The following is an 18,397-nucleotide window of genomic DNA, read 5'->3' on the forward strand; positions in this document are numbered from 1 at the left end:
GGGGTGGGGTTGGGGGTGGATGCCGGCGGCCGCGGCCGCCGGCATCCCGAGGTCACTGCTGCAGGCCGGGGTACAGCGGGAAGGCGGCGGTCAGGGCGGCGACGCGCGTGCGCAGGGCCGCGACGTCGGCGCCGGGCTGCAGCGCGAGCGCGATGACGTCCGCCACCTCGGTGAACTCCGCGTCGCCGAAGCCGCGCGTCGCGAGGGCCGGGGTGCCGATGCGCAGGCCCGAGGTCACCATCGGCGGGCGCGGGTCGTTCGGCACGGCGTTGCGGTTCACGGTGATGTGGATCTCGTGCAGGAGGTCCTCCGCCTGCTTGCCGTCGATCTCGGCGTTGCGCAGGTCGACCAGCACGAGGTGCACGTCGGTGCCGCCGGAACGCACCGAGATGCCGGCATCCACGACGTCCTGCTGGGCCAGACGCTCGGCGATGATGTGGGCGCCGCGCAGCACGCGCTCCTGACGCTCCTTGAACTCGGGCGTCGCAGCGAGCTTGAACGCCGTGGCCTTGGCGGCGATCACGTGCATGAGCGGGCCGCCCTGCTGGCCCGGGAACACCGCGGTGTTGATCTTCTTCGCGAGGTCGGCGTCGTTGGTGAGGATGAAGCCCGAGCGGGGACCGCCGATCGTCTTGTGCACCGTCGACGACACCACGTGGGCGTGCGGCACCGGGTTCGGGTGCAGGCCCGCGGCGACGAGGCCGGCGAAGTGCGCCATGTCGACCCACAGCGTGGCGCCCACCTCGTCGGCGATCTCGCGGAACTTCGCGAAGTCCAGCTGACGTGGGTACGCCGACCAGCCGGCGATGATGACCTTCGGCTGGTGCTCGATGGCGAGGCGGCGCACCTCGTCCATGTCGATGACGCTCGTCTCGGGGTCGACGCCGTACGCGACGATGTTGTACAGCCGGCCCGAGAAGTTGATCTTCATGCCGTGCGTCAGGTGGCCGCCCTGGTCGAGCGACAGGCCGAGCAGCGTGTCGCCGGGGCGGGCGATCGCGTGCAGCACGGCGGCGTTGGCGGTGGCGCCGGAATGGGGCTGGACGTTGGCGAACTCGGCGCCGAACAGCGCCTTGGCGCGCTCGATGGCGAGCTCTTCGGCGACGTCGACCTCCTCGCAGCCGCCGTAGTAGCGGCGGCCGGGGTAGCCCTCGGCGTACTTGTTGGTCAGCACCGAGCCCTGCGACTGCAGCACCGAGACCGGCACGAAGTTCTCGGAGGCGATCATCTCGAGGTAGCCGCGCTGACGCTCGAGCTCGCGCTCGAGCACCTGGGCGATCTCGGGGTCGACCTCCGCGAGGGGGGCGTTGAAGAACTGATCGGTCATGCGATCTCCTGACTCACGGCTTTCGGAAAAGAGGTCCCACATCGGCCCAGGCGTGCGGTCGAATGCCGTAGTCGGTCGCTCCCCGGTGGTGTCCCACCTCAACGCCAGTCGCGACCCTCCGAGCATAACGGAACTCGACCCGCTAGGCTGGACCTCGCCCCTTTTGTTAGGACTCTTTACATGTCGCGTCGACGAGGACGGACCGCTGCAGCGGCCCTTCTGGCCGCCGCGCTCTTGGCCGGCTGCGCTCCGGCCGCACAGAATGGAGACACTGTGTCGCTTCCCGCCGTCGTCCCCGCGCCCGCCTCGATCGAGGCGGGTTCAGGAGCGCCGTTCCGGCTCACGTCCGCCACGTCCGTATCGGGAGACGTGGATGATTCGTCTCGTACCTCGCTCAGCACCAGTGCCGCCACCGCGCTTGCGGCGATCCTCACGGCCCGCACCGGCCTGACGCCGGCCACCGCCGACGGTGCTGCGGGCATCGAGCTGCGCATCGTCTCCGGCGGCGCGCCCGAGTCCTACCGGATCGCCGTGGACGAGGCATCCGTCACGATCACCGGCGCGGACGCCGCGGGACTCTTCTACGGCGTGCAGACCCTCGGCCAGCTCGTCGCCCGGGACGGCGACGGATGGATCGTGCCCGCGGTCGTGATCGAGGACGCCCCGCGGTTCGCGTACCGCGGCGTGATGCTCGACGTCGCGCGCCACTTCCACGGCGTCGACACCGTCAAGCGCTACATCGATCGCGCGTCGTCGCTCAAGTTCAACGCGCTGCACCTGCACCTGTCAGACGACCAGGGATGGCGCATCCAGCTCGACGCCCGTCCCGAGCTCACCGAGAAGGCGTCGGCGACCGCGGTCGGCGCAGACGCGGGCGGCTTCTATACGAAGGACGACTACCGCGAGATCGTCGAGTACGCGGCATCCCGCCACATGATCGTGGTGCCCGAGCTCGACATGCCCGGCCACACCCACGCCGTCGGCCTCGCCTACCCCGAGCTGGCGGAGGACCCGGTCATCTCGGACCACATGCGCGAGATCATCCGCGACTACGGCGGGCAGGAGCCGCGCCCGGCGACACCGTACGACGGCATGGCCGTGGGCTTCTCGTCGCTGAAGATCCACGACGAGGCGACGTACGACTTCGTGGCCGACGTGTTCGGCGAGCTCGCCGCGATGACTCCCGGGCCGTACCTGCACTTCGGCGGCGACGAGTCGCTCGCGACGGCCGACGACGACTTCGCGTACTTCGTGACGCGGGTGAGCGCGCTCATCGCCGACCTCGGCAAGACGCCGGTGGCGTGGCACGAGGCCGGCTCGGCGAAGGACGTCGCCGACACCACTGTGGGGCAGTACTGGGGCTACGTCGAGCCGCTGGAGGGCTTCGCCGAGAAGGCGCAGACGTTCGTCGACAACGGCGCAGGCGTCATCCTGTCGCCCGCCGACGCGATCTACCTCGACATGAAGTACCCGACGGGTCCCGACCTGGGACTGACGTGGGCGAACGGACCCACGAGCGTCCAGGACGCGTACTCGTGGGAGCCCGCCGACGTCCTGCCCGGCGTGGGCGACGACGCCATCCTCGGCGTCGAGGCGCCGCTGTGGACCGAGACGATCCGCACCGCCGCAGACATCGACACGATGGCCTTCCCGCGCGCCGCCGCAGCCGCCGAGGCGGGCTGGTCGCCGCGCACGGGCGAGAGCGACCTGCGCACGTGGGAGTCGTTCCGCACCCGCGTGGGTGCGCTCGGCCCGCTGTGGACCAGCATGGGCATCGGCTTCCACCCGTCCCCCGAGATCCCGTGGGTCACCGAGTGACCCCGTCGGCCTAGTCCGGAGCACCGCATGAGCATCCTCGTCCACTCCGTCCGCCTCTTCGGCTCCGCCACCGTCGACGGCGACCGCCCCGACGGCTGGGCGCTGTTCGAGGGCGGGCGCGTCGCCGCCGTCGGCACGGGGGCCGATCGCCCGCCCGCCGCCGACGAGATCGACGGAGACGGTGGATGCCTCGCCCCCGGGTTCATCGACATCCACGGTCACGGGGGCGCCGGCGCTGCGTTCGACGACGGTCCCCAGGCGGTGCGGACGGCGCGCGCCGTCCACCGGGCCCACGGCACGACGCGCGCGGTTCTCTCGCTCATCACCGCGTCGATCGACGACCTCGCCGGGCGCGTGGCGATGGTCGCCGACCTCACCGAGGCCGACCCGACGATCCTGGGTTCGCACCTGGAGGGGCCCTTCCTGGACCCGGGTCACAAGGGAGCGCACACCGAATCGCTGCTGCGCGCCCCCGACACGGCCTCCGTAGACGCGCTGCTCGCCGCCGGGCGGGGCACGATCCGCCAGGTCACGCTCGCGCCCGAGCGCCCGGGTGCCTTCGAGGCCATCCGCCGGTTCACCGACGCCGGCGTCGCCGTCGCGGTGGGCCACACGGACGCGGATACCGCGACCGCCCGCCGCGCCTTCGACGCGGGTGCGACGCTCATCACGCACGCGTTCAACGCGATGCCCGGCATCCACCATCGCGCCCCCGGCCCCGTGATCGCCGCGCTGCGCGACGAGCGCGTGACGCTGGAGGTGATCGCCGACGGCGTGCACGTCGACCTCGACCTCGTGGCGACGCTGTTCGCCGCCGCGGGCGACCGCATCGCGCTCATCACCGACGCCATGGCCGCCGCGGGAGCCGCCGACGGTGCGTACGAGCTGGGCGGCCTCGCCGTGCGCGTGACCGACGGGGTCGCGCGCCTCGTCGAGGGCGACTCGATCGCCGGGTCGACGCTCACCCAGGACGCCGCCGTGCGCCACGTCGTGGGCGCGGGGGTTCCGCTCGATGTCGCGCTGCGCGCGGCGAGCGAGATCCCCGCGCTCGCGATCGGCCGCCCCGACCTCGGCCGGCTCGACATCGGCTCGGTCGCCGACGCCGTGCTGCTGGACGCCGACCTCGCCGTGCAGCGGGTCTGGATCGACGGCGCCCCGGCCTGACGGCGTTGCGGCGCCACGCTTCGTCTCGCCGGCGCTCGCTCAGCGACCGGGGGTCGCCGCGAGCGCGGACGATCCCGGAGCTCGGTCGTTGAGCGAGCGAAGCGAGACGAAACGCATCGGCCGCGGATGTGCCACAGATAGGCGAAGGCGGGGCCGAAGGTCCCTCCCCCGAGATCCCTTCGAGCCCCGCCTGGTCCGCGGGTGAACCGCGGGGGCGCTGCCACCGTCGTGCCCCACACGTCGGGCGGCGTGCCACTCTGACGAAAGAGACGGCCGCATCCCCGGTCCATTACGCGACTTCTCAGAATTTCTTCGGGCTCTTCCCTGGTCAGGTCGGAAAGCGGATGCCGCGGCCCTGGCACTCCCGAAGACGCCGGGTTGCGGCATCCACCCTGGTCAAAAGGCCCGACGGCGGCGAGAATGGGAGTCGTCGCGGCGCCTGCCGGCGCCGCGCCGGGGAGTTCACAGCGGGCCAGACGCTCGCGAACTGGGGTAATCACATGGACCACGACGACGTCCGCCAGCAGCAGGAGCCGGTCGTTCTCGGCGACGCCGACCTCGTCGTGCGAACGCGCTCCGGCGACCGTGGCGCGTTCGGCGAGCTGTGGCGCCGCCACTACCGGGCGGGCGTCACGGTGGCGCGCAACATGACGTCGAGCCTGGACGCGGACGACCTCGTGCAAGAGGCGTACACGCGCATCTACCAGTCGATCGTGGCGGGCGGCGGCCCGACGGGCTCGTTCCGCGCGTACCTGTTCACCAGCATCCGCAACACAGCCGCGGCTTGGGGCCGCGCGCGACGCGAGACGGCGTACGACGAACTCGACGGCGTCGAGGATCCTGCCGCCGGCGAGCACGCCAGCGAGGCCGCCCTCGACCGTGGTCTCACCCACCGCGCCTTCCGCAGCCTGCCGACGCGGTGGCAGGAGGTGCTCTGGTACTCCGAGATCGAGCGGATGAAGCCGGCAGAGATCGCGCCGCTGCTCGGCATGAAGGCCACTGCCGTCGCTCAACTGACGTTCCGCGCACGCGAGGGCCTGCGCGAGGCCTGGATCCAGGCGCACCTGCAGGCGGTCGAGGACGGCTCGGACTGCCAGTGGACCATCGAGCGCCTCGGCGCCTACGCCCGCCACAACCTCGGGCGCCGCGACCTGGGCAAGGTCGACGCGCACCTCGCGACATGCGTGCGGTGCTCCATCGTGGCGAGCGAGGCCCGCGAGGTCTCGAGCCGACTCGCCCTCGTGCTGCTGCCGCTCGCCCTGGGCGCCGTCGGAACGACCGGCTACCTCGCCACGCTGCAGGGCGGCAGCGCGCCACTCGTGGCGCTGGCCGCCATGCCGTCGACCGTCGTGCAGGGCGCCGTGACGGTGCTGCCTGCTGGCGTGACCGGAGGCGCGGCGGGTGGCGGTGCCGCCGGAACGGGTGCCGCCGGCGGTGGTGCCGCGGCCGGTTCCGGTGCGGCAGCCGGGACGGGAGCCGCGGTGGGCACTGCGTCCGCGACCGGGACGGGAGCCGCCGCCGGTGCGGGAGCCGTGACCGGGACCGCCGCGGGGGTCGGCTCGGGCGTCGCGGCCGGCGCGAGTGCGGGCGCTGCCGCCGTCTCGACAGTGGCCGCCGGCGGCACGGCGCTGGCGGGCATCGGGGCCGCATCCGGCCTTGCAGCGGCGAGCCTCGTGGTCGTGGGCGGCGTGGTCGCCGCGGCCGTCTCGCTCCCGCCCGTGGAGGCCGGCCCCGAACCGGTGAAGACGAGCGTCTCTGACACAGCCCCCGTCACTCCCCCGCTCGTGCCCGACCCGGCTGCCGACACGACCCTCCAGCTGCCCACGACAGGCCCCGCTCCCGCGGATCTGCCCGCCGCGCCACCGGCCGCCGCGGACGGCGCCACGACACCGCTCTCGGGCACGGGAGGCACGCCGACGGACGGCGCGGGCGCCGCCGCCCCGGGAAGCACCTCGGGCGCGGGAACCGCCGGCGGCTCAGGCGGGCAGACCAACGGGGGCGGCCAGGGCAACGACACCGGTGCGGGCAACGGTAACGGGAACGCCGGCGCAGGCAACAACGGCAACGCAGGCAACAACGGTGACACCGGCGGCGGCACCGGGAACGCCGGCGGCGGCACCGGGAACTCCGGCGTCGGCGTGCCCACCAACGGCACCGGAGGCGGCAACGGCGGAACGACGGGCAACGGCGGCACGACCGGCAACGGCACCCCCACCAACGGCACCGGGGGTGGCAACGGCGGCAACACGGGCACCGGCAACGGGGCTGTCAACGGCAGCACGGACGGCAACAAGGGCAAGGGCAAGGGTGCTGTCATGGCCCCGCAGAGCCTCGCCGCGACGCCTCAGAGCCTCGCCGCTGCCCCGCGCTCGCTCACCCCGGCGCCGCGCTCCGACGACGCCGGAAGCGTGACCGCGACCGCTGCTTCCCCCTCGGCAGCGACCACCACAGGGGCGACCACCGCGGAGGCGACCGCCTCGGCGGCGACCCACGGTCAGCAGCCCGCGGACGCTGCCCCGCAGTCCTGATCCGCTGCCTGTGCGGGCCGCCCCGTCGACCGGCCGCCGCCGAGGGCCGCGGCATCCACTCGACGTAGACTGGAGCCCATGTCCGACACGCCGCCCGTCACGCCTCGCCCGCCCGCCGAACCGGCGCCCGGAACGCGCGCACCGCTGTCGGCGATCGACGTGCTGGCGTTCGTGTGCGAGATCTTCGCGATCGTCTCGCTGGCGCTGTGGGGCTTCACGATGTTCCCGTTCGCGTGGAACATCCTCGCCGGGCTCGCCGCTCCGGCGATCGCGATCCTGGTGTGGGCGCTGTTCGTCTCGCCGCGCGCGGTGTTCGGCGTGCACCCCTTCGTGCGCGCGATCGTCGAGCTGCTCGTCTACGCCTCTGCCACCGTCGCGTGGTGGATGATGGGCAATGCCTGGATCGGGCTCGGATTCGGCATCGTCGCGGTGACCGTCGGCGTCATCGCCGGTCGCCGGCGCATCGCGTGACCGCACCCGACGCTCTCGCCCTCCTGCGCGAGGCGCTGGGCGACCGCGTCGACACCTCCCCCGGATCGCTCAACGCGGCGCGCGCCGACAAATCGGGGCACGCCGCGGCCGGCACGCCTATCGCCGTCGTGCATGCGCGCAGCATCGAGGACGTGCAGCAGACGCTGCGCATCGCGAGCGCGACCGCGACCCCCGTCGTCACCCGCGGCGCCGGCACCGGGCTGGCGGGCGCCGCGAACGCCGGCGCCGGCGAGATCGCGCTGTCGGTGCGCGGCATGGACCGCATCCTCGACGTACGCCCCGACGACCTGCTCGCGGTGGTCGAGCCCGGCATCCTCAACGCCGACCTCAACGCGGCGCTCGCGCCGCACGGTCTGTGGTGGGCGCCCGACCCCGCCAGCCGGGCGATCTCGACCGTGGGCGGCAACATCGCCACGGGCGCCGGCGGACTGCTGTGCGCCAAGTACGGCGTCGTGCGCGACGCGGTGCTGGGCGTCGACATCGTCCTCGCCGACGGCCGCCTGCTGCACCTCGGCCACCGCACGGTCAAGGGAGTGACCGGCCTCGACCTCACGTCGCTGGTCATCGGCTCCGAGGGCACGCTCGGCGTCGTCGTGGGCGCCACGCTGAAGCTCCGCCGGCTCGTGCCCGGCGAGGTGTGCACGGTCGCCGCGACGTTCCCCGACGTGCGGACGGCGGCGGAGGCATCCGCTGCGGTCACGGCGTCCGGTGTCCAGCCCGCGATCATGGAGCTGATGGATGCCGCATCCCTCGCGGCCGTGCACGCGCTGCTGTCGCTCCCGGCGGCCACGCCGGGTGCCGCCCAGCTCACGATCCAGACCGACGGCCCCGCGGCGGGGGTCGAAGCCGACGCGATCGCCGATGTGCTGCGCGCCACGGGCGGCACCGTCGCCGTCTCACACGACCGCGAAGAGGGCGAGCGGCTCCTCGCGATCCGGCGGTCGATGCACCCCGCCATGGAGACGCTCGGCACCGCGCTCATCGAGGATGTTTCGGTGCCGCGCAGCGCACTGCCCGCGATGTTCGACGAGATCGCCCGCGTCGAGCGCGAGCACGGCGTGGTGATCCCGACCGTCGCGCACGCCGGCGACGGCAACCTGCATCCCAACTTCATCTTCGACGCGGAGCCCGACGAGTTCGGGGTCGTCGAGGCTCCCGAGTACATCTGGGCCGCCGCCGACGACCTGTTCCGCGCCGCACTGCGCCTGGGCGGCACGCTGACCGGCGAGCACGGCGTGGGCGTGCTGAAGCGCCGCTGGCTGGCCGACGAGCTCGGCGACGACCAGTGGGAGCTGCAGCGGCAGATCACCCGCGTGTTCGACCCGCAGGGCATCCTCAACCCCGGCAAGGTGTTCGCGCCCTGAGCCGACCCGGCGGGCGGCGACGGGCCGCTCGGGTGACGCAATGCGCGGCATCCACCACCTGCAGCCCATCCCTCGCGCCACCCGAGCAGCGCGTGGAGGCGGGTCAGGATGCTGGCGGATAGACCTGCGTCGGCGGCGCGGGTTTCGGTGCCTCGCGTGGGGCGAACACGATCGCGAGGATGCCGAGCAGCAGGACGCCGAGGGTGCCGAGCGCGCCGGCGAAGAAGTAGGCGGCCGTGACGTCGGGGCGGACGAGATTGTCGGCCAGCGACACCGCGACGATCGACATCACGATCTGTGCCCCGGCAGAGACGGCGAGGACGATCAGCGGCACCCAGCGCAGTCGCGGGGGCAACACTCCGGCGCGTCCGATCACGACCGTGGCCACGATGAGCGCGCCGAGCGAGAGGACGATCGGCCCGTTTCCGAGAGCGAAGGCCCAGGTCGGGTCGCCTGCGATCGACGCGCCGACCGACCACATGGCGTCTGTCAGCAGCGGGACGGCGGCCGCTGTCACCAGCGCCACGACGCCGAGCGGACGACGCGCGACGACACTGCCGTGACCGCGCACTCCGAATGCGAACACCGACAGCGCGGCGGCCCACAGGCCGTCCAGCACGAAGCCCGCACCCGGGAAGCCGAGCACCGGGCTGCCGCTCATGATCAGCGTGAGCGCGGCGCGGGCGATCAGCAGCGAGCCGCCGATGATCCACGCCAGCCGGGCGTCGCGAACGGTGGGATCGTCGGCGCCAGCCGACGCGGGCACGTCCGGAGCGGGCACCCCTGATGCGGCAGCACCGGACGACGCAGCTCCGGACGACGCAGCGGCGGAGGATGAAGCATCCCCCGCCGCCGCCGGAGTCGGTGACGGCTGTGTCATGCCGTCAGCATAGGGCTCAGATGCCCTGCCAGTCGGGCTTGTTCGCGTACGCGTAGCGGTAGTAGTCCGCGCGGGCGAGCTGCGACGCGGCGGCCTCGTCGACCACCACGGTGGCGCGCTCATGCAGCTGGATCGCCGAGCCGGGAAGGGATGCCGTCACCGGGCCCTCGACGGCGCCCGCGACCGCGGCCGCCTTGCCTTCGCCGAACGCCAGCAGCACGAGGTGCCGGGCGCGCAGGATCGTGCCGAGTCCCTGTGTGATGCAGTGCATGGGCACGTCGTCGATCGAGTCGAAGAAGCGGGCGTTGTCTTTGCGCGTCTGCTCGGTGAGCGTCTTGACGCGGGTGATCGACGCGAACGACGACCCCGGCTCGTTGAAGCCGATGTGACCGTCGGTGCCGATGCCGAGGATCTGCAGGTCGATGCCGCCGGCTGCGCGGATGGCCTCGTCGTACTCCTCGCCGTGGTGCTCGATGCCCTCGGGCGTGCCGTCCGGCGTGCGGATGAGCGCCGGGTTCAGCCCCAGGGGCTCGACGACCTCGCGGGTGATCACCGAGCGGTAGCTCTCTGGGTGGGCGGGGTCGATGCCGACGTACTCGTCGAGCGCGAAGCCGCGCACGCGCGACACGTCCACGCCGTCCAGACGCGAGCGGAGCGCCTCGTACACGGGCAGCGGCGTCGAGCCGGTGGCAAGGCCGAGGACGGTCTCGGGGTTGTCGCGGAGGAGCGAGGCGATGTGGTCGGCGACCAGCGCACCCGCCTCAGCCTTGTCGCGGACGATGACGATCTCAGCCATGGACGAGAGCCTCCTCGGTGTCGTGGGTGGTGTCGCCCTGTGCGCCGACGATCGCGGCCCCGAGCGCCGCAGCCGGCGAACCCGGCGGCAGCAGCTCGACCCGCTCCTGCAGGCGCAGCGAGCGCATGAAGGGGGACGCCTCGGCGCTGGCCGCCAGTTCGGCTGCGACATCCGTCATCAGTCGATCGCCCAACGCGGTGACACCCCCTCCGAGCACCACGATATCGACGTCGGCCGTCAGCACCAGTACCCGGATCGCGGCGGCCACGCCGCGGGCGAGCCCTGTGCGCAGCTCGCGGGCCTCGGCGTCGCCGGCGTCCGCTGCATCGAACACGTCGCGCACGGGCAGCGCGGCCCGGCGCCCCCAGCGCTCGGCGACGGCCCCGCCGCCGGCGAACGACTCGATGCAGCCGCGCTGGCCGCAGCGGCACAGCGGCCCGTTCGGGTCGACCGAGATGTGGCCGACCTCGCCCGCGGTACCGCGAGCGCCGCGCCACAGCACGCCGTCCGAGACGATGCCCGCCGCGATGCCGGTGCCGAGGTTGAGGTACGCCATCGATCCAGGGGTCGGCGATCCGCCGGTGTGCAGCGCGTGCGCACCGAGGGCGGCTGCCTTCACGTCGTTCTCCACCTGCACCGGCACGCCCAGCTGCGGCGCTACGACGGCCGCGAGGTCGAGCGACTCGACGCCGAGGTTCACGGCGTGCACGACACGGCCGGTACCCGGCTCGATCTGCCCCGGGATGCCGACGCCGACGGAGCGGACGGCGGCCAGGTCGACCCCTGCCTCGGCCCCGAGCGAACGCACGGCGTCCACGATCGTCTGGCCGACGGCATCCGGTCCCCAGCCGGTGGGCACGCGCAGCCGGCCGACGATCGCGCCCGCGGCGTCGACGGCGACCGCATCGGTCTTGGTGCCGCCGACATCGAGTCCGACCCTCATCCGCCGACCTCCGCACCGGAGGCGGCGACTCTGTGCGCGCCCATCAGCCTTTGACCGCGCCCGCGACGAGGCCGCTCGTCATGCGGCCCTGGACGATCACGAAGAAGATGATGACGGGGATCGCCACGATCGTCGATGCGGCCATCACCTCGCCCCAGTCGATCGCACGGCTGGTGCTCTGCTGCACGAACCCGCGCAGCCACAGCGGCAGGGTCTGGTTCTCGGCGTTCATGATCACCAGGGCGACGGTGAACTCGTTCCAGCACTGCAGGAACGCGAAGACACCGGATGCCACGAGCCCGGGCGCCAGCAGCGGCAGCGTGATCCGCATGAAGGCCTGGGTGCGGCTGAGCCCGTCGACCATCGCGGCCTCCTCCAGCTCGGCCGGGACACCGGCGACGAAGCCGCGCAGCATCCACACGGTGAACGGCACCACCGCCGCGATGTAGAGGAGGCTGAGGCCGAGGATGTTCGACAGCAGGCCGAGCTCGCTCATCATCTTGTACTGCGCGATGAACAGGCCCTCGGCGGGCAGCATCTGGACGATGAGGATGGCGAGGACGAACGTCGTGCGCCCGCGGAAGCGGAAGCGGCTGATCGCCACCGAGGCGAGGAACGCAAACAGAAGGCAGCAGAACACCGCGATGATCGTCACCGCGAGGCTGATGCCCAGCGCGCTGAAGAACCTGTCGTTGATGACCGCGCCGAAGTTGTCGAAGTTGCCGCCGAGGGGCAGGAAGGTCGGCGTGAACGACTCGAGCGTCGCCGACGAGAGCATCGACGAGTTGACCATCCAGTAGACCGGGAACACCCAGATGAGGGCGAGCACGATCGCGAGGATGCTCCACCCCCACTTGGCTCCGCGGCCACGGGGACGGCGCTTGGCGGCCGGCGCGGCCGGCTGGGACGAACGCGGCGCGCGGGTGGGCGTCGGCGCGAGCTGTGCAGAGGCGGACATCAGGCCTGGTCCTCCTTCAGGAGACTGCGGATGTAGAACCAGCTGAGGACGATCGTCAGCGCGAGCACGAAGATCGCCATCGCGGCGCCCTGGCCGAAGTTCAGGCCCGCGACGCCCATCTTGTAGATGTACGTGCCGAGCAGGTCGTAGCTGGTGGTCTTGGAACCGGCATCCTGCAGCATCGTGATCTGCGTGAAGACGCGCAGGTCCCAGATGAGGTTCAGCAGCAGGACGATCATGATCACCGGGCGGATGATCGGCAGCACGATGTAGCGCATCCGCTGCCAGCCGGTCGCACCGTCGAGCTGGCTCGCCTCGACCATCTCGGTCGAGACCTGCGTGAGACCGGCGTAGGCCGAGAAGGCCACGAAGGGCACCGACATCCACGTGACGATGATCGACGCGACCAGGAAGAAGACGAACGGGTCCCCGCCGATCCAGTTGTACTGGTTCATGTCGACACCGGGGATGAGGTCGAGCAGGTAGTTGACGACGCCGCGTCGGCGGTCGAACAGCCAGATCCACACCGTCATGGCGGCGACGACGGGCATCGCCCAGGCCAGCAGCAGGGCGATCTGCAGCGTGATGCGCACCCACCCGAAGACGCGGGTCATGAGCAGCGCCAGCGCCATGCCGATGACGACGGTGATGAACGCGGTGACGATGCAGAAGATCACCGAGCGCAGCGCCACTTCCCAGAAGGTGGGGCTCGTCGCGACCGCGATGTAGTTGTCGAGTCCGACGAAGTCGGGGGCCTTGCCGCCGAGCTGCTGCAGGGCGCCGTACTTCTGGAAGGACGTGATGACCTGCCACACGACGGGATAGCCCATGCCGAACAGCAGGATGGCGATCGCGGGGATCAGCAGGAGGTAGGGAACGGGCGAGCGGCGACGGGTGCCGACGGACTCGTCGGCACGCCGGTCGTGCTCAATGGTGGTGGGGGCAGGAACAGCCATGCCCGCCTCCTTCGGGGGGTCTCGCAGGGGACCGGGGTCGCGGGCACCGCCCGCGACCCCGGCAGGTCAAGAAGGTCTCAGCCGTTGATGATGGCGTCGATCTTCTCGTCGTACTCCTTGGCCAGCGCCTCGATGTCACCACCGGCGGCCACCTTGCCGAAGAACTCCTCGAGGATCTTCTGACCCTCGACGGCGGCCCAGCCCGGCGCCGCCGGGGTGAGCTTCGAGTTCAGCGCCGACTCGATGAGAGCCGAGGCGAAGATGTCGTCACCCAGCGAGTCGACGAACTGCGTGTTCGCCGGGCCGAGGCCGTTCTCACCGAGCATCTGCTGGTACTCGTCCGAGAAGATGATGCGCAGCAGCTCCTTGGCGCCGGCCTGGTTCTTGCTCTTGGCCGAGATGCCGATGTTCGAGCCGCCGGCGAAGACCGGAGCGGCCTCGCCCGCGGTGGTGCCGGGCAGCGGGAAGACGCCGAACGTGTCGTCGTTCCACTCGCGGACCTCGGTCACCTTGCCGTCATCGCCGGTCTTCTCCTCGACGAAGTCACCGATCGACCAGTGCGCCCATCCGGGTGCGATGATCGTGGCGGCGGTCGGCGGGTTGCCGTTCTTGTCGTTGTTGATGTTGACCCACGGGGTGCTGTCGTCCTCGGTGGCCGGAGCGTTCGAGGCGTTCTGGAACAGGTCCTGGAACTGCTCGAGGCCCGTGATGGTCTTGGCGTCGCTGAGGGTCGAGACCCACTTGTCGCCGTCCTTCTTGGCCAGGTCGCCGCCGTTCGCGAAGATCCACGAGACGCCGTTGCGCCAGTCCTCGCCGCCGATGTAGAAGCCCGACTGGCTGTCGGTGCGGAGCGTCTTGACGTCCTCGTTGAACTCCTCGAGCGTCTTGGGCACCTCGAGACCCGCGGCATCCCAGATGTCCTTGCGGTACGTGATGTAGCGCGAGCCGAAGTAGTACGGAAGCGCGTACTGCTTGCCGTCGACCGTGCCCACGTCCACGAACGACTGCAGCAGGTCGTCGCCGCCGAGCTCGTCGTAGATGCCGCTCAGGTCGCTGAACGAGCCCGCCGTCGTGAAGGTCGGCGACCAGGTGTTGCCGATCTCGGTGACGTCGGGGGTGTTGTTGGCGTCGGGGAGCTGGTTCGCGAGCTTGGTGACCGCGTCGGTCCAGTCCTGCTGCTCGATGGTGAGCGTGCCGCCGGTGGCCGCCTTGTACTCGTCCTTCAGGTACTGGCGCAGCTCGTCCGGGGTGTCGCCACCCATGACCCAGAACGTGATGTTCTGGCCCTTGGCGCCTTCGGGGTCGAACCCGGAAGCGTCGTCGGCCGAACCGCCGCCCGCGTTGCCGCTGCCGGCGCAGCCGGCGAGCACCAGTGCCGAGGCGCCGATGAGCGCCACGGCTCCAAGCGTCTTCTTCATGGTGTGTTCCTTCATGTTCTCTTGGTGGTCGGGTGGGTCGGGTGACCCATCCAGAGGGGATACCGGCGGTTCGGGGGGAAGCCGCCGGAGGGGTTGCGGGGTCTAGGCCGAGGTCTAGGACACCCCCAGTTGTCCGGACAGGACCATGACGGCCGCGCCGCGCAGGACGATGTCCTGGCCTTGCTCCGTCATCCGCACTCGCACGCCTTCGTCGTCGTGGGACGGCGCGAGCGTGCGCGCGCGGAGCGCCTCGACGGCCCGATCCGCAAGGGGACCGCCGAGAAGATCAGCAGGGCCGGAGAGGACGATCTCCGACACGTCGAGCGTGCCGACGACGGGCGCGAGCGCGATGCCCAGCCGCTCCCCCGCGTCTCTCAGGATGCCCTCGTGGGCATCGGGGTCGGACGCCGCGGCCAGGCGTGACGTCAGCGACGGCACGGACAGCCAGGCTTCGAGGCATCCCACCTTTCCGCACGCGCACTGGGGACCGCCGTCGGTGCCGACGGTGACGTGGCCGATCTCGCCCGCCGCGAAGCGGCTGCCGCGCATGGGCTGGCCCGCCAGCAGCAGACCCGAACCCACGCCGCGCCCGACCTTGACGAGCAGGACGTCGTCGGGCGCGCCGCCGAAGGTGTACTCCGCGAGAACGGCCGCGTTGGCGTCGTTGGCCACGAGCACGGGGAGCCCGAGGGCGCTCCGCAGCGCACCCTCGAGGTCGAAGCCGGCCCAGCCGAAGTTGGGGGCCGTGAGGATGACACCGCGGTCGTCGATCACACCCGGGGTGCCGACGCCGACGCCGAGCACCGGCGCATGCGCCTCGGCGACGAGCGCACGCGCGAGGTCGATGACCGTCGAGACGACCTCCTCGTCGGCGGGGAGGGGCACTTCGCGGCGGGCCACGATGCTGCCGTCGAGCGTGAGTACGGCGCCGATGAACGTGTCGCTTCCCGACAGGTCGAGGCCGACGATCCGGTGGCCGGCGTGATCGAGGTCGACGAGGATGGCCGGCTTGCCGGGACCGGATGCCTCGCGCACGCCCATCTCGGCGACGAAGCCGTCCGCGATCAGCTCTGCGACGAGATCCGAGATGGTGACACGGGTCAGCCCCGTCTCACGCGAGAGATCGGCACGGCTCATCGCGCCCTGGTGGAACAGCGTCTGCAGCACGAGCGAGCGGTTGTGTCCGCGGGCGTGCTCGGGAAGCACCTTGGCGCCCTGGCGCAGGGTGCGACCGGGAGCGAATGCCCGGGCATTCGCGGTGGAACTCTGCGGCGCGTCGATAATGGAAGGGCCGCGTCGCGCTTCCGAAGTTGGCATGTTTGTTAGTAGACCTTACGAACAAACTTTCCGCAAGTCCTCGATCCGTTTTGGGCGGATGCTTTACAAAACTGTGATGCGCGGCCACGAGCTCTGCCGCCGCCGGCCCACGGCTTTCGCGGCGTGACCGGCGGTTCGTGCGTGATCAGGCCGTGACCCACGCGCGCGCGGGCGTCGCTTACCATTGTCGGAAGCGTGAATCACATTCGGGGGGTGAAGGCGTGACGGATCTGGCGACTCAGCGGCAGGCCGACAAGGCGTCCGCAGGCGACGGCGCCGAGGTCGAAGAGGCCGTCGACGACGCCACGGACCAGGAGCTCGAGGGCTCCCCCGCGGACGAGTCCGCCGTGGATGCCGAGCCGACCGACGAGGCTGCTGACGCCGCCGACGGCGACGGCGAGGCCGCCGACGGCGATGCCGAGGCGGAGGACGCGGATGCCCCCGCCGACGGTGACGGCGAACCGGAGGACGCGGCCGAAGTCGCCGACGCGGCCGACAGCAGCGATGCCGGGGTGGACGCCCCTGAGCAGACCGACGAGGTCGAAGCGGATGTCGCTGAGCCCGAGGAAGCCGACGCGGTTGACGACGGCGAGCCCACCGAACCGGGCGCGAGCGACGAGGTCGTCGAGCCCGAGGCGGGCGACGAGGTCGTCGAACCCGAGGCGGACCATCCCGACCCCGACGAGACCGTAGCCACGACCGGCGAGGCGACCGCGCCCGAAGAGCCCGTCGCCGACACCGCCGGTGAACGTGCCGACTCCGAAGACGCCGACCCCGCGGGCTCCGCGCCGGCCGCTGCCGGCGCAGATGACATCGACGCCGCCCCCGCCGCGTCCGCGGCGACGGCGGTCCTCGCCCCCGTAGCCGATCCCGTGGCACCGCAGGACGCCGACGCGACCACCGTCCTGCCCGATCTCGCCGCCCCGGCGTCGGCCGCGCCGCCCGCCGGTACGGACGGCGTCGTGTATGCGTGGGCCGAGCCCGCCCCGAAGCCGAAGAAGAAGCGCACGGCGCTCTGGGTGGGCATCGGCGCCGGTGTCGCGGCGGTGGCCCTCGTGGCGTCGTCGCTGCTGCTGATCGCGCCCGGCACCACGGTGGCCGGCGTTCCGGTCGGCTGGATGACGCCCGGCGCCGCTGCAGCTGCGATCGAGCAGCGACTGGCCGAGACGACCGTGGTGCTCACCGGCGAAGGCGGCGACGCCGAGCTGACCGGCGCCGAGCTCGGCGCCTCCGTCGACGGGCAGGCTCTGGCCGACGCCGCGTTCGGCGAGCACCCGATGTGGAACGTCACCTCGTGGTTCGCCGAGACGGGCGCCGAGGTGGAGCTGGACGCGGCGGTCGCCGTCGAGGCGCTGCGCGACGCCGCCCCCGATCTGTTCACCGATCCGGTCGATGCGACTGTCTCGTACGACGCCGCGACGGCGTCGTACGTCTCGACGCCCGCAGAGGCCGGCAGCGGCATCGACCTGTCCACCGTGCAGCAGGCGCTGCAGGCCGCCTTCGAGGCCGGCAAGACGAGCGTGGACGTCGAGGCCGTCGTCGGCGAGGTCCCCGCGACGATCTCGACCGAGACCGCCGCCGACACCGCGACGAAGCTCAACGGCGTGCTCGCGAACGTAGGCTTCTACGTCGGCGACGAGCGCACCGTGCCGGTGGATCCCGCGGTCGCGGCATCCTGGATCACCCTCGACGAGGGCGACGACGGCTCGATCATCATCGACGTCGACGAGCAGAAGATCCAGAGCGTCGTCGACACGCTGCCCGGCCTCGTGAACCGCGACGCCGTCAACGCGACAGTCGTGACGAACAGCGCGGGCAAGGTGCTGGGCAACCCGGTCTCGGCCGGCGCCGAGGGCCGCACGCTCGAGAGCACCGACGGCATCGCCGCCGCCTTCGCCGAGCAGATCGCCGGCGGCGACGGCGCCTATGAGCTGAAGGTCACCGCGACGCCGTTCACGACCACCAACCTCGCGCGCAGGATCGACGTCAACCTCAGCACGCAGCGCGCGACGCTCTTCGAGAACGATCAGGTCGTCCAGACGTTCGTGGTGTCGTCGGGAGCGGCGAACACGCGCACCCCCACCGGCAACTTCACCGTCTACGCCTACACGCGGATCACCGACATGGGCGCCCTGTGCTACAACCCGAACGCGGTGAACAGCTACTGCACCGAGGACGTGCCGTGGGTCACGTGGTTCTACCCCGACATCGCGTTCCACGGAGCCAGCGCGTTCCGCTCGGCCCTCGGATTCCCGCAGAGCCACGGCTGCGTCAACATGTGGGACGACGCCGCGAAGTACATCTACGAGTGGTCGCGCGTCGGCACCGAGGTCTCCGTGCACTATTGACGCGCGGCGGGTCAATGCGACGAAGGAGCGTTGACGCGGCGCGGGTCAAGGTTGAGCGAGCGAAGCGAGTCGAAACCCTCGTGACGTG

At 71.6% G+C, this 18,397-nt stretch carries 14 protein-coding genes and 1 riboswitch; of the genes, 6 read left to right on the forward strand and 8 right to left on the reverse strand.

Annotated features, from left to right (window positions below):
* Window positions 1-52: 52 nt before the first annotated feature.
* Window positions 53-1,327, reverse strand: a complete 1,275-nt coding sequence (glyA, locus tag JNB62_RS15520) for a serine hydroxymethyltransferase (protein ID WP_220301809.1) — start codon at window positions 1,325-1,327, stop codon at window positions 53-55.
* Between the two features lie 37 nt (window positions 1,328-1,364).
* A riboswitch (ZMP/ZTP riboswitch) is annotated at window positions 1,365-1,449 on the reverse strand.
* Between the two features lie 151 nt (window positions 1,450-1,600).
* Here glyA and JNB62_RS15525 point away from each other — a divergent pair.
* From JNB62_RS15525 to JNB62_RS15545, 5 genes are all read left to right on the forward strand, one after another.
* Entirely contained in the window at window positions 1,601-3,145 is a 1,545-nt protein-coding gene (locus JNB62_RS15525; protein ID WP_220301810.1) for a family 20 glycosylhydrolase, read from the forward strand.
* Between the two features lie 27 nt (window positions 3,146-3,172).
* Window positions 3,173-4,309 carry an N-acetylglucosamine-6-phosphate deacetylase gene (gene nagA, locus JNB62_RS15530; RefSeq protein WP_220301811.1) on the forward strand — a complete coding sequence of 379 codons (1,137 nt, stop codon included), beginning with the start codon at window positions 3,173-3,175 and terminating at the stop codon, window positions 4,307-4,309.
* Between the two features lie 500 nt (window positions 4,310-4,809).
* The gene (locus JNB62_RS15535; protein ID WP_220301812.1) at window positions 4,810-6,837 is read left to right on the forward strand and encodes a sigma-70 family RNA polymerase sigma factor; all 2,028 of its coding nucleotides are present in this window, start codon (window positions 4,810-4,812) and stop codon (window positions 6,835-6,837) included.
* A gap of 78 nt (window positions 6,838-6,915) precedes the next feature.
* On the forward strand, window positions 6,916-7,308 hold the full coding sequence (locus JNB62_RS15540) for a YrdB family protein (protein WP_220301813.1): 393 nt from the start codon (window positions 6,916-6,918) through the stop codon (window positions 7,306-7,308).
* Window positions 7,305-8,693 carry an FAD-binding oxidoreductase gene (locus JNB62_RS15545; RefSeq protein WP_220301814.1) on the forward strand — a complete coding sequence of 463 codons (1,389 nt, stop codon included), beginning with the start codon at window positions 7,305-7,307 and terminating at the stop codon, window positions 8,691-8,693. Before JNB62_RS15540 ends, JNB62_RS15545 begins: the two co-directional genes overlap by 4 nt.
* A gap of 103 nt (window positions 8,694-8,796) precedes the next feature.
* Here the strand turns inward: JNB62_RS15545 and JNB62_RS15550 are convergent, their stop codons facing one another.
* The 7 genes from JNB62_RS15550 to JNB62_RS15580 all read right to left on the reverse strand — a co-directional run bounded on the left by JNB62_RS15550 (window position 8,797) and on the right by JNB62_RS15580 (window position 15,850).
* Window positions 8,797-9,459 carry a hypothetical protein gene (locus JNB62_RS15550; RefSeq protein WP_220301815.1) on the reverse strand — a complete coding sequence of 221 codons (663 nt, stop codon included), beginning with the start codon at window positions 9,457-9,459 and terminating at the stop codon, window positions 8,797-8,799.
* 130 nt (window positions 9,460-9,589) lie between these two features.
* Window positions 9,590-10,369: a glucosamine-6-phosphate deaminase gene (locus tag JNB62_RS15555; RefSeq protein WP_220301816.1), complete on the reverse strand. Its 780-nt coding sequence runs from the start codon at window positions 10,367-10,369 to the stop codon at window positions 9,590-9,592.
* The gene (locus JNB62_RS15560; RefSeq protein WP_220301817.1) at window positions 10,362-11,312 is read right to left on the reverse strand and encodes an ROK family protein; all 951 of its coding nucleotides are present in this window, start codon (window positions 11,310-11,312) and stop codon (window positions 10,362-10,364) included. Before JNB62_RS15560 ends, JNB62_RS15555 begins: the two co-directional genes overlap by 8 nt.
* 43 nt (window positions 11,313-11,355) lie before the next feature.
* Window positions 11,356-12,270: a carbohydrate ABC transporter permease gene (locus JNB62_RS15565; RefSeq protein ID WP_220301818.1), complete on the reverse strand. Its 915-nt coding sequence runs from the start codon at window positions 12,268-12,270 to the stop codon at window positions 11,356-11,358.
* The gene (locus JNB62_RS15570; RefSeq protein WP_220301819.1) at window positions 12,270-13,226 is read right to left on the reverse strand and encodes a carbohydrate ABC transporter permease; all 957 of its coding nucleotides are present in this window, start codon (window positions 13,224-13,226) and stop codon (window positions 12,270-12,272) included. The genes JNB62_RS15565 and JNB62_RS15570 overlap by 1 nt, the downstream gene beginning before the upstream one ends.
* Window positions 13,227-13,303: 77 nt before the next feature.
* Window positions 13,304-14,644, reverse strand: coding sequence for an extracellular solute-binding protein (locus tag JNB62_RS15575; protein WP_223231197.1), 1,341 nt, complete (start codon window positions 14,642-14,644; stop codon window positions 13,304-13,306).
* Window positions 14,645-14,758: 114 nt separating this feature from the next.
* Window positions 14,759-15,850 (reverse strand): ROK family transcriptional regulator, encoded by a 1,092-nt coding sequence (locus tag JNB62_RS15580; protein ID WP_374451070.1) that lies wholly within the window; start codon window positions 15,848-15,850, stop codon window positions 14,759-14,761.
* Between the two features lie 332 nt (window positions 15,851-16,182).
* On the opposite strand from JNB62_RS15580, the gene JNB62_RS15585 reads away from it, so the two are divergent.
* Window positions 16,183-18,309: a L,D-transpeptidase family protein gene (locus tag JNB62_RS15585; protein ID WP_220301822.1), complete on the forward strand. Its 2,127-nt coding sequence runs from the start codon at window positions 16,183-16,185 to the stop codon at window positions 18,307-18,309.
* Window positions 18,310-18,397: the final 88 nt, after the last annotated feature.

Origin of the sequence: Microbacterium jejuense, assembly GCF_019511665.1 — a bacterium.
GTDB lineage: Bacteria > Actinomycetota > Actinomycetes > Actinomycetales > Microbacteriaceae > Microbacterium > Microbacterium jejuense_A.

Bases quoted from the DNA above. Each gene is read 5' to 3' on its own strand.
- JNB62_RS15575 (WP_223231197.1), bottom strand. From the start codon at position 14,644: ATGAAGAAGACGCTTGGAGCCGTGGCGCTCATCGGCGCCTCGGCACTG.
- JNB62_RS15540 (WP_220301813.1), top strand. From the start codon at position 6,916: ATGTCCGACACGCCGCCCGTCACGCCTCGCCCGCCCGCCGAACCGGCG.
- JNB62_RS15535 (WP_220301812.1), top strand. From the start codon at position 4,810: ATGGACCACGACGACGTCCGCCAGCAGCAGGAGCCGGTCGTTCTCGGC.
- JNB62_RS15565 (WP_220301818.1), bottom strand. From the start codon at position 12,270: ATGTCCGCCTCTGCACAGCTCGCGCCGACGCCCACCCGCGCGCCGCGT.
- nagA (WP_220301811.1), top strand. From the start codon at position 3,173: ATGAGCATCCTCGTCCACTCCGTCCGCCTCTTCGGCTCCGCCACCGTC.
- JNB62_RS15555 (WP_220301816.1), bottom strand. From the start codon at position 10,369: ATGGCTGAGATCGTCATCGTCCGCGACAAGGCTGAGGCGGGTGCGCTG.
- glyA (WP_220301809.1), bottom strand. From the start codon at position 1,327: ATGACCGATCAGTTCTTCAACGCCCCCCTCGCGGAGGTCGACCCCGAG.
- JNB62_RS15570 (WP_220301819.1), bottom strand. From the start codon at position 13,226: ATGGCTGTTCCTGCCCCCACCACCATTGAGCACGACCGGCGTGCCGAC.
- JNB62_RS15560 (WP_220301817.1), bottom strand. From the start codon at position 11,312: ATGAGGGTCGGACTCGATGTCGGCGGCACCAAGACCGATGCGGTCGCC.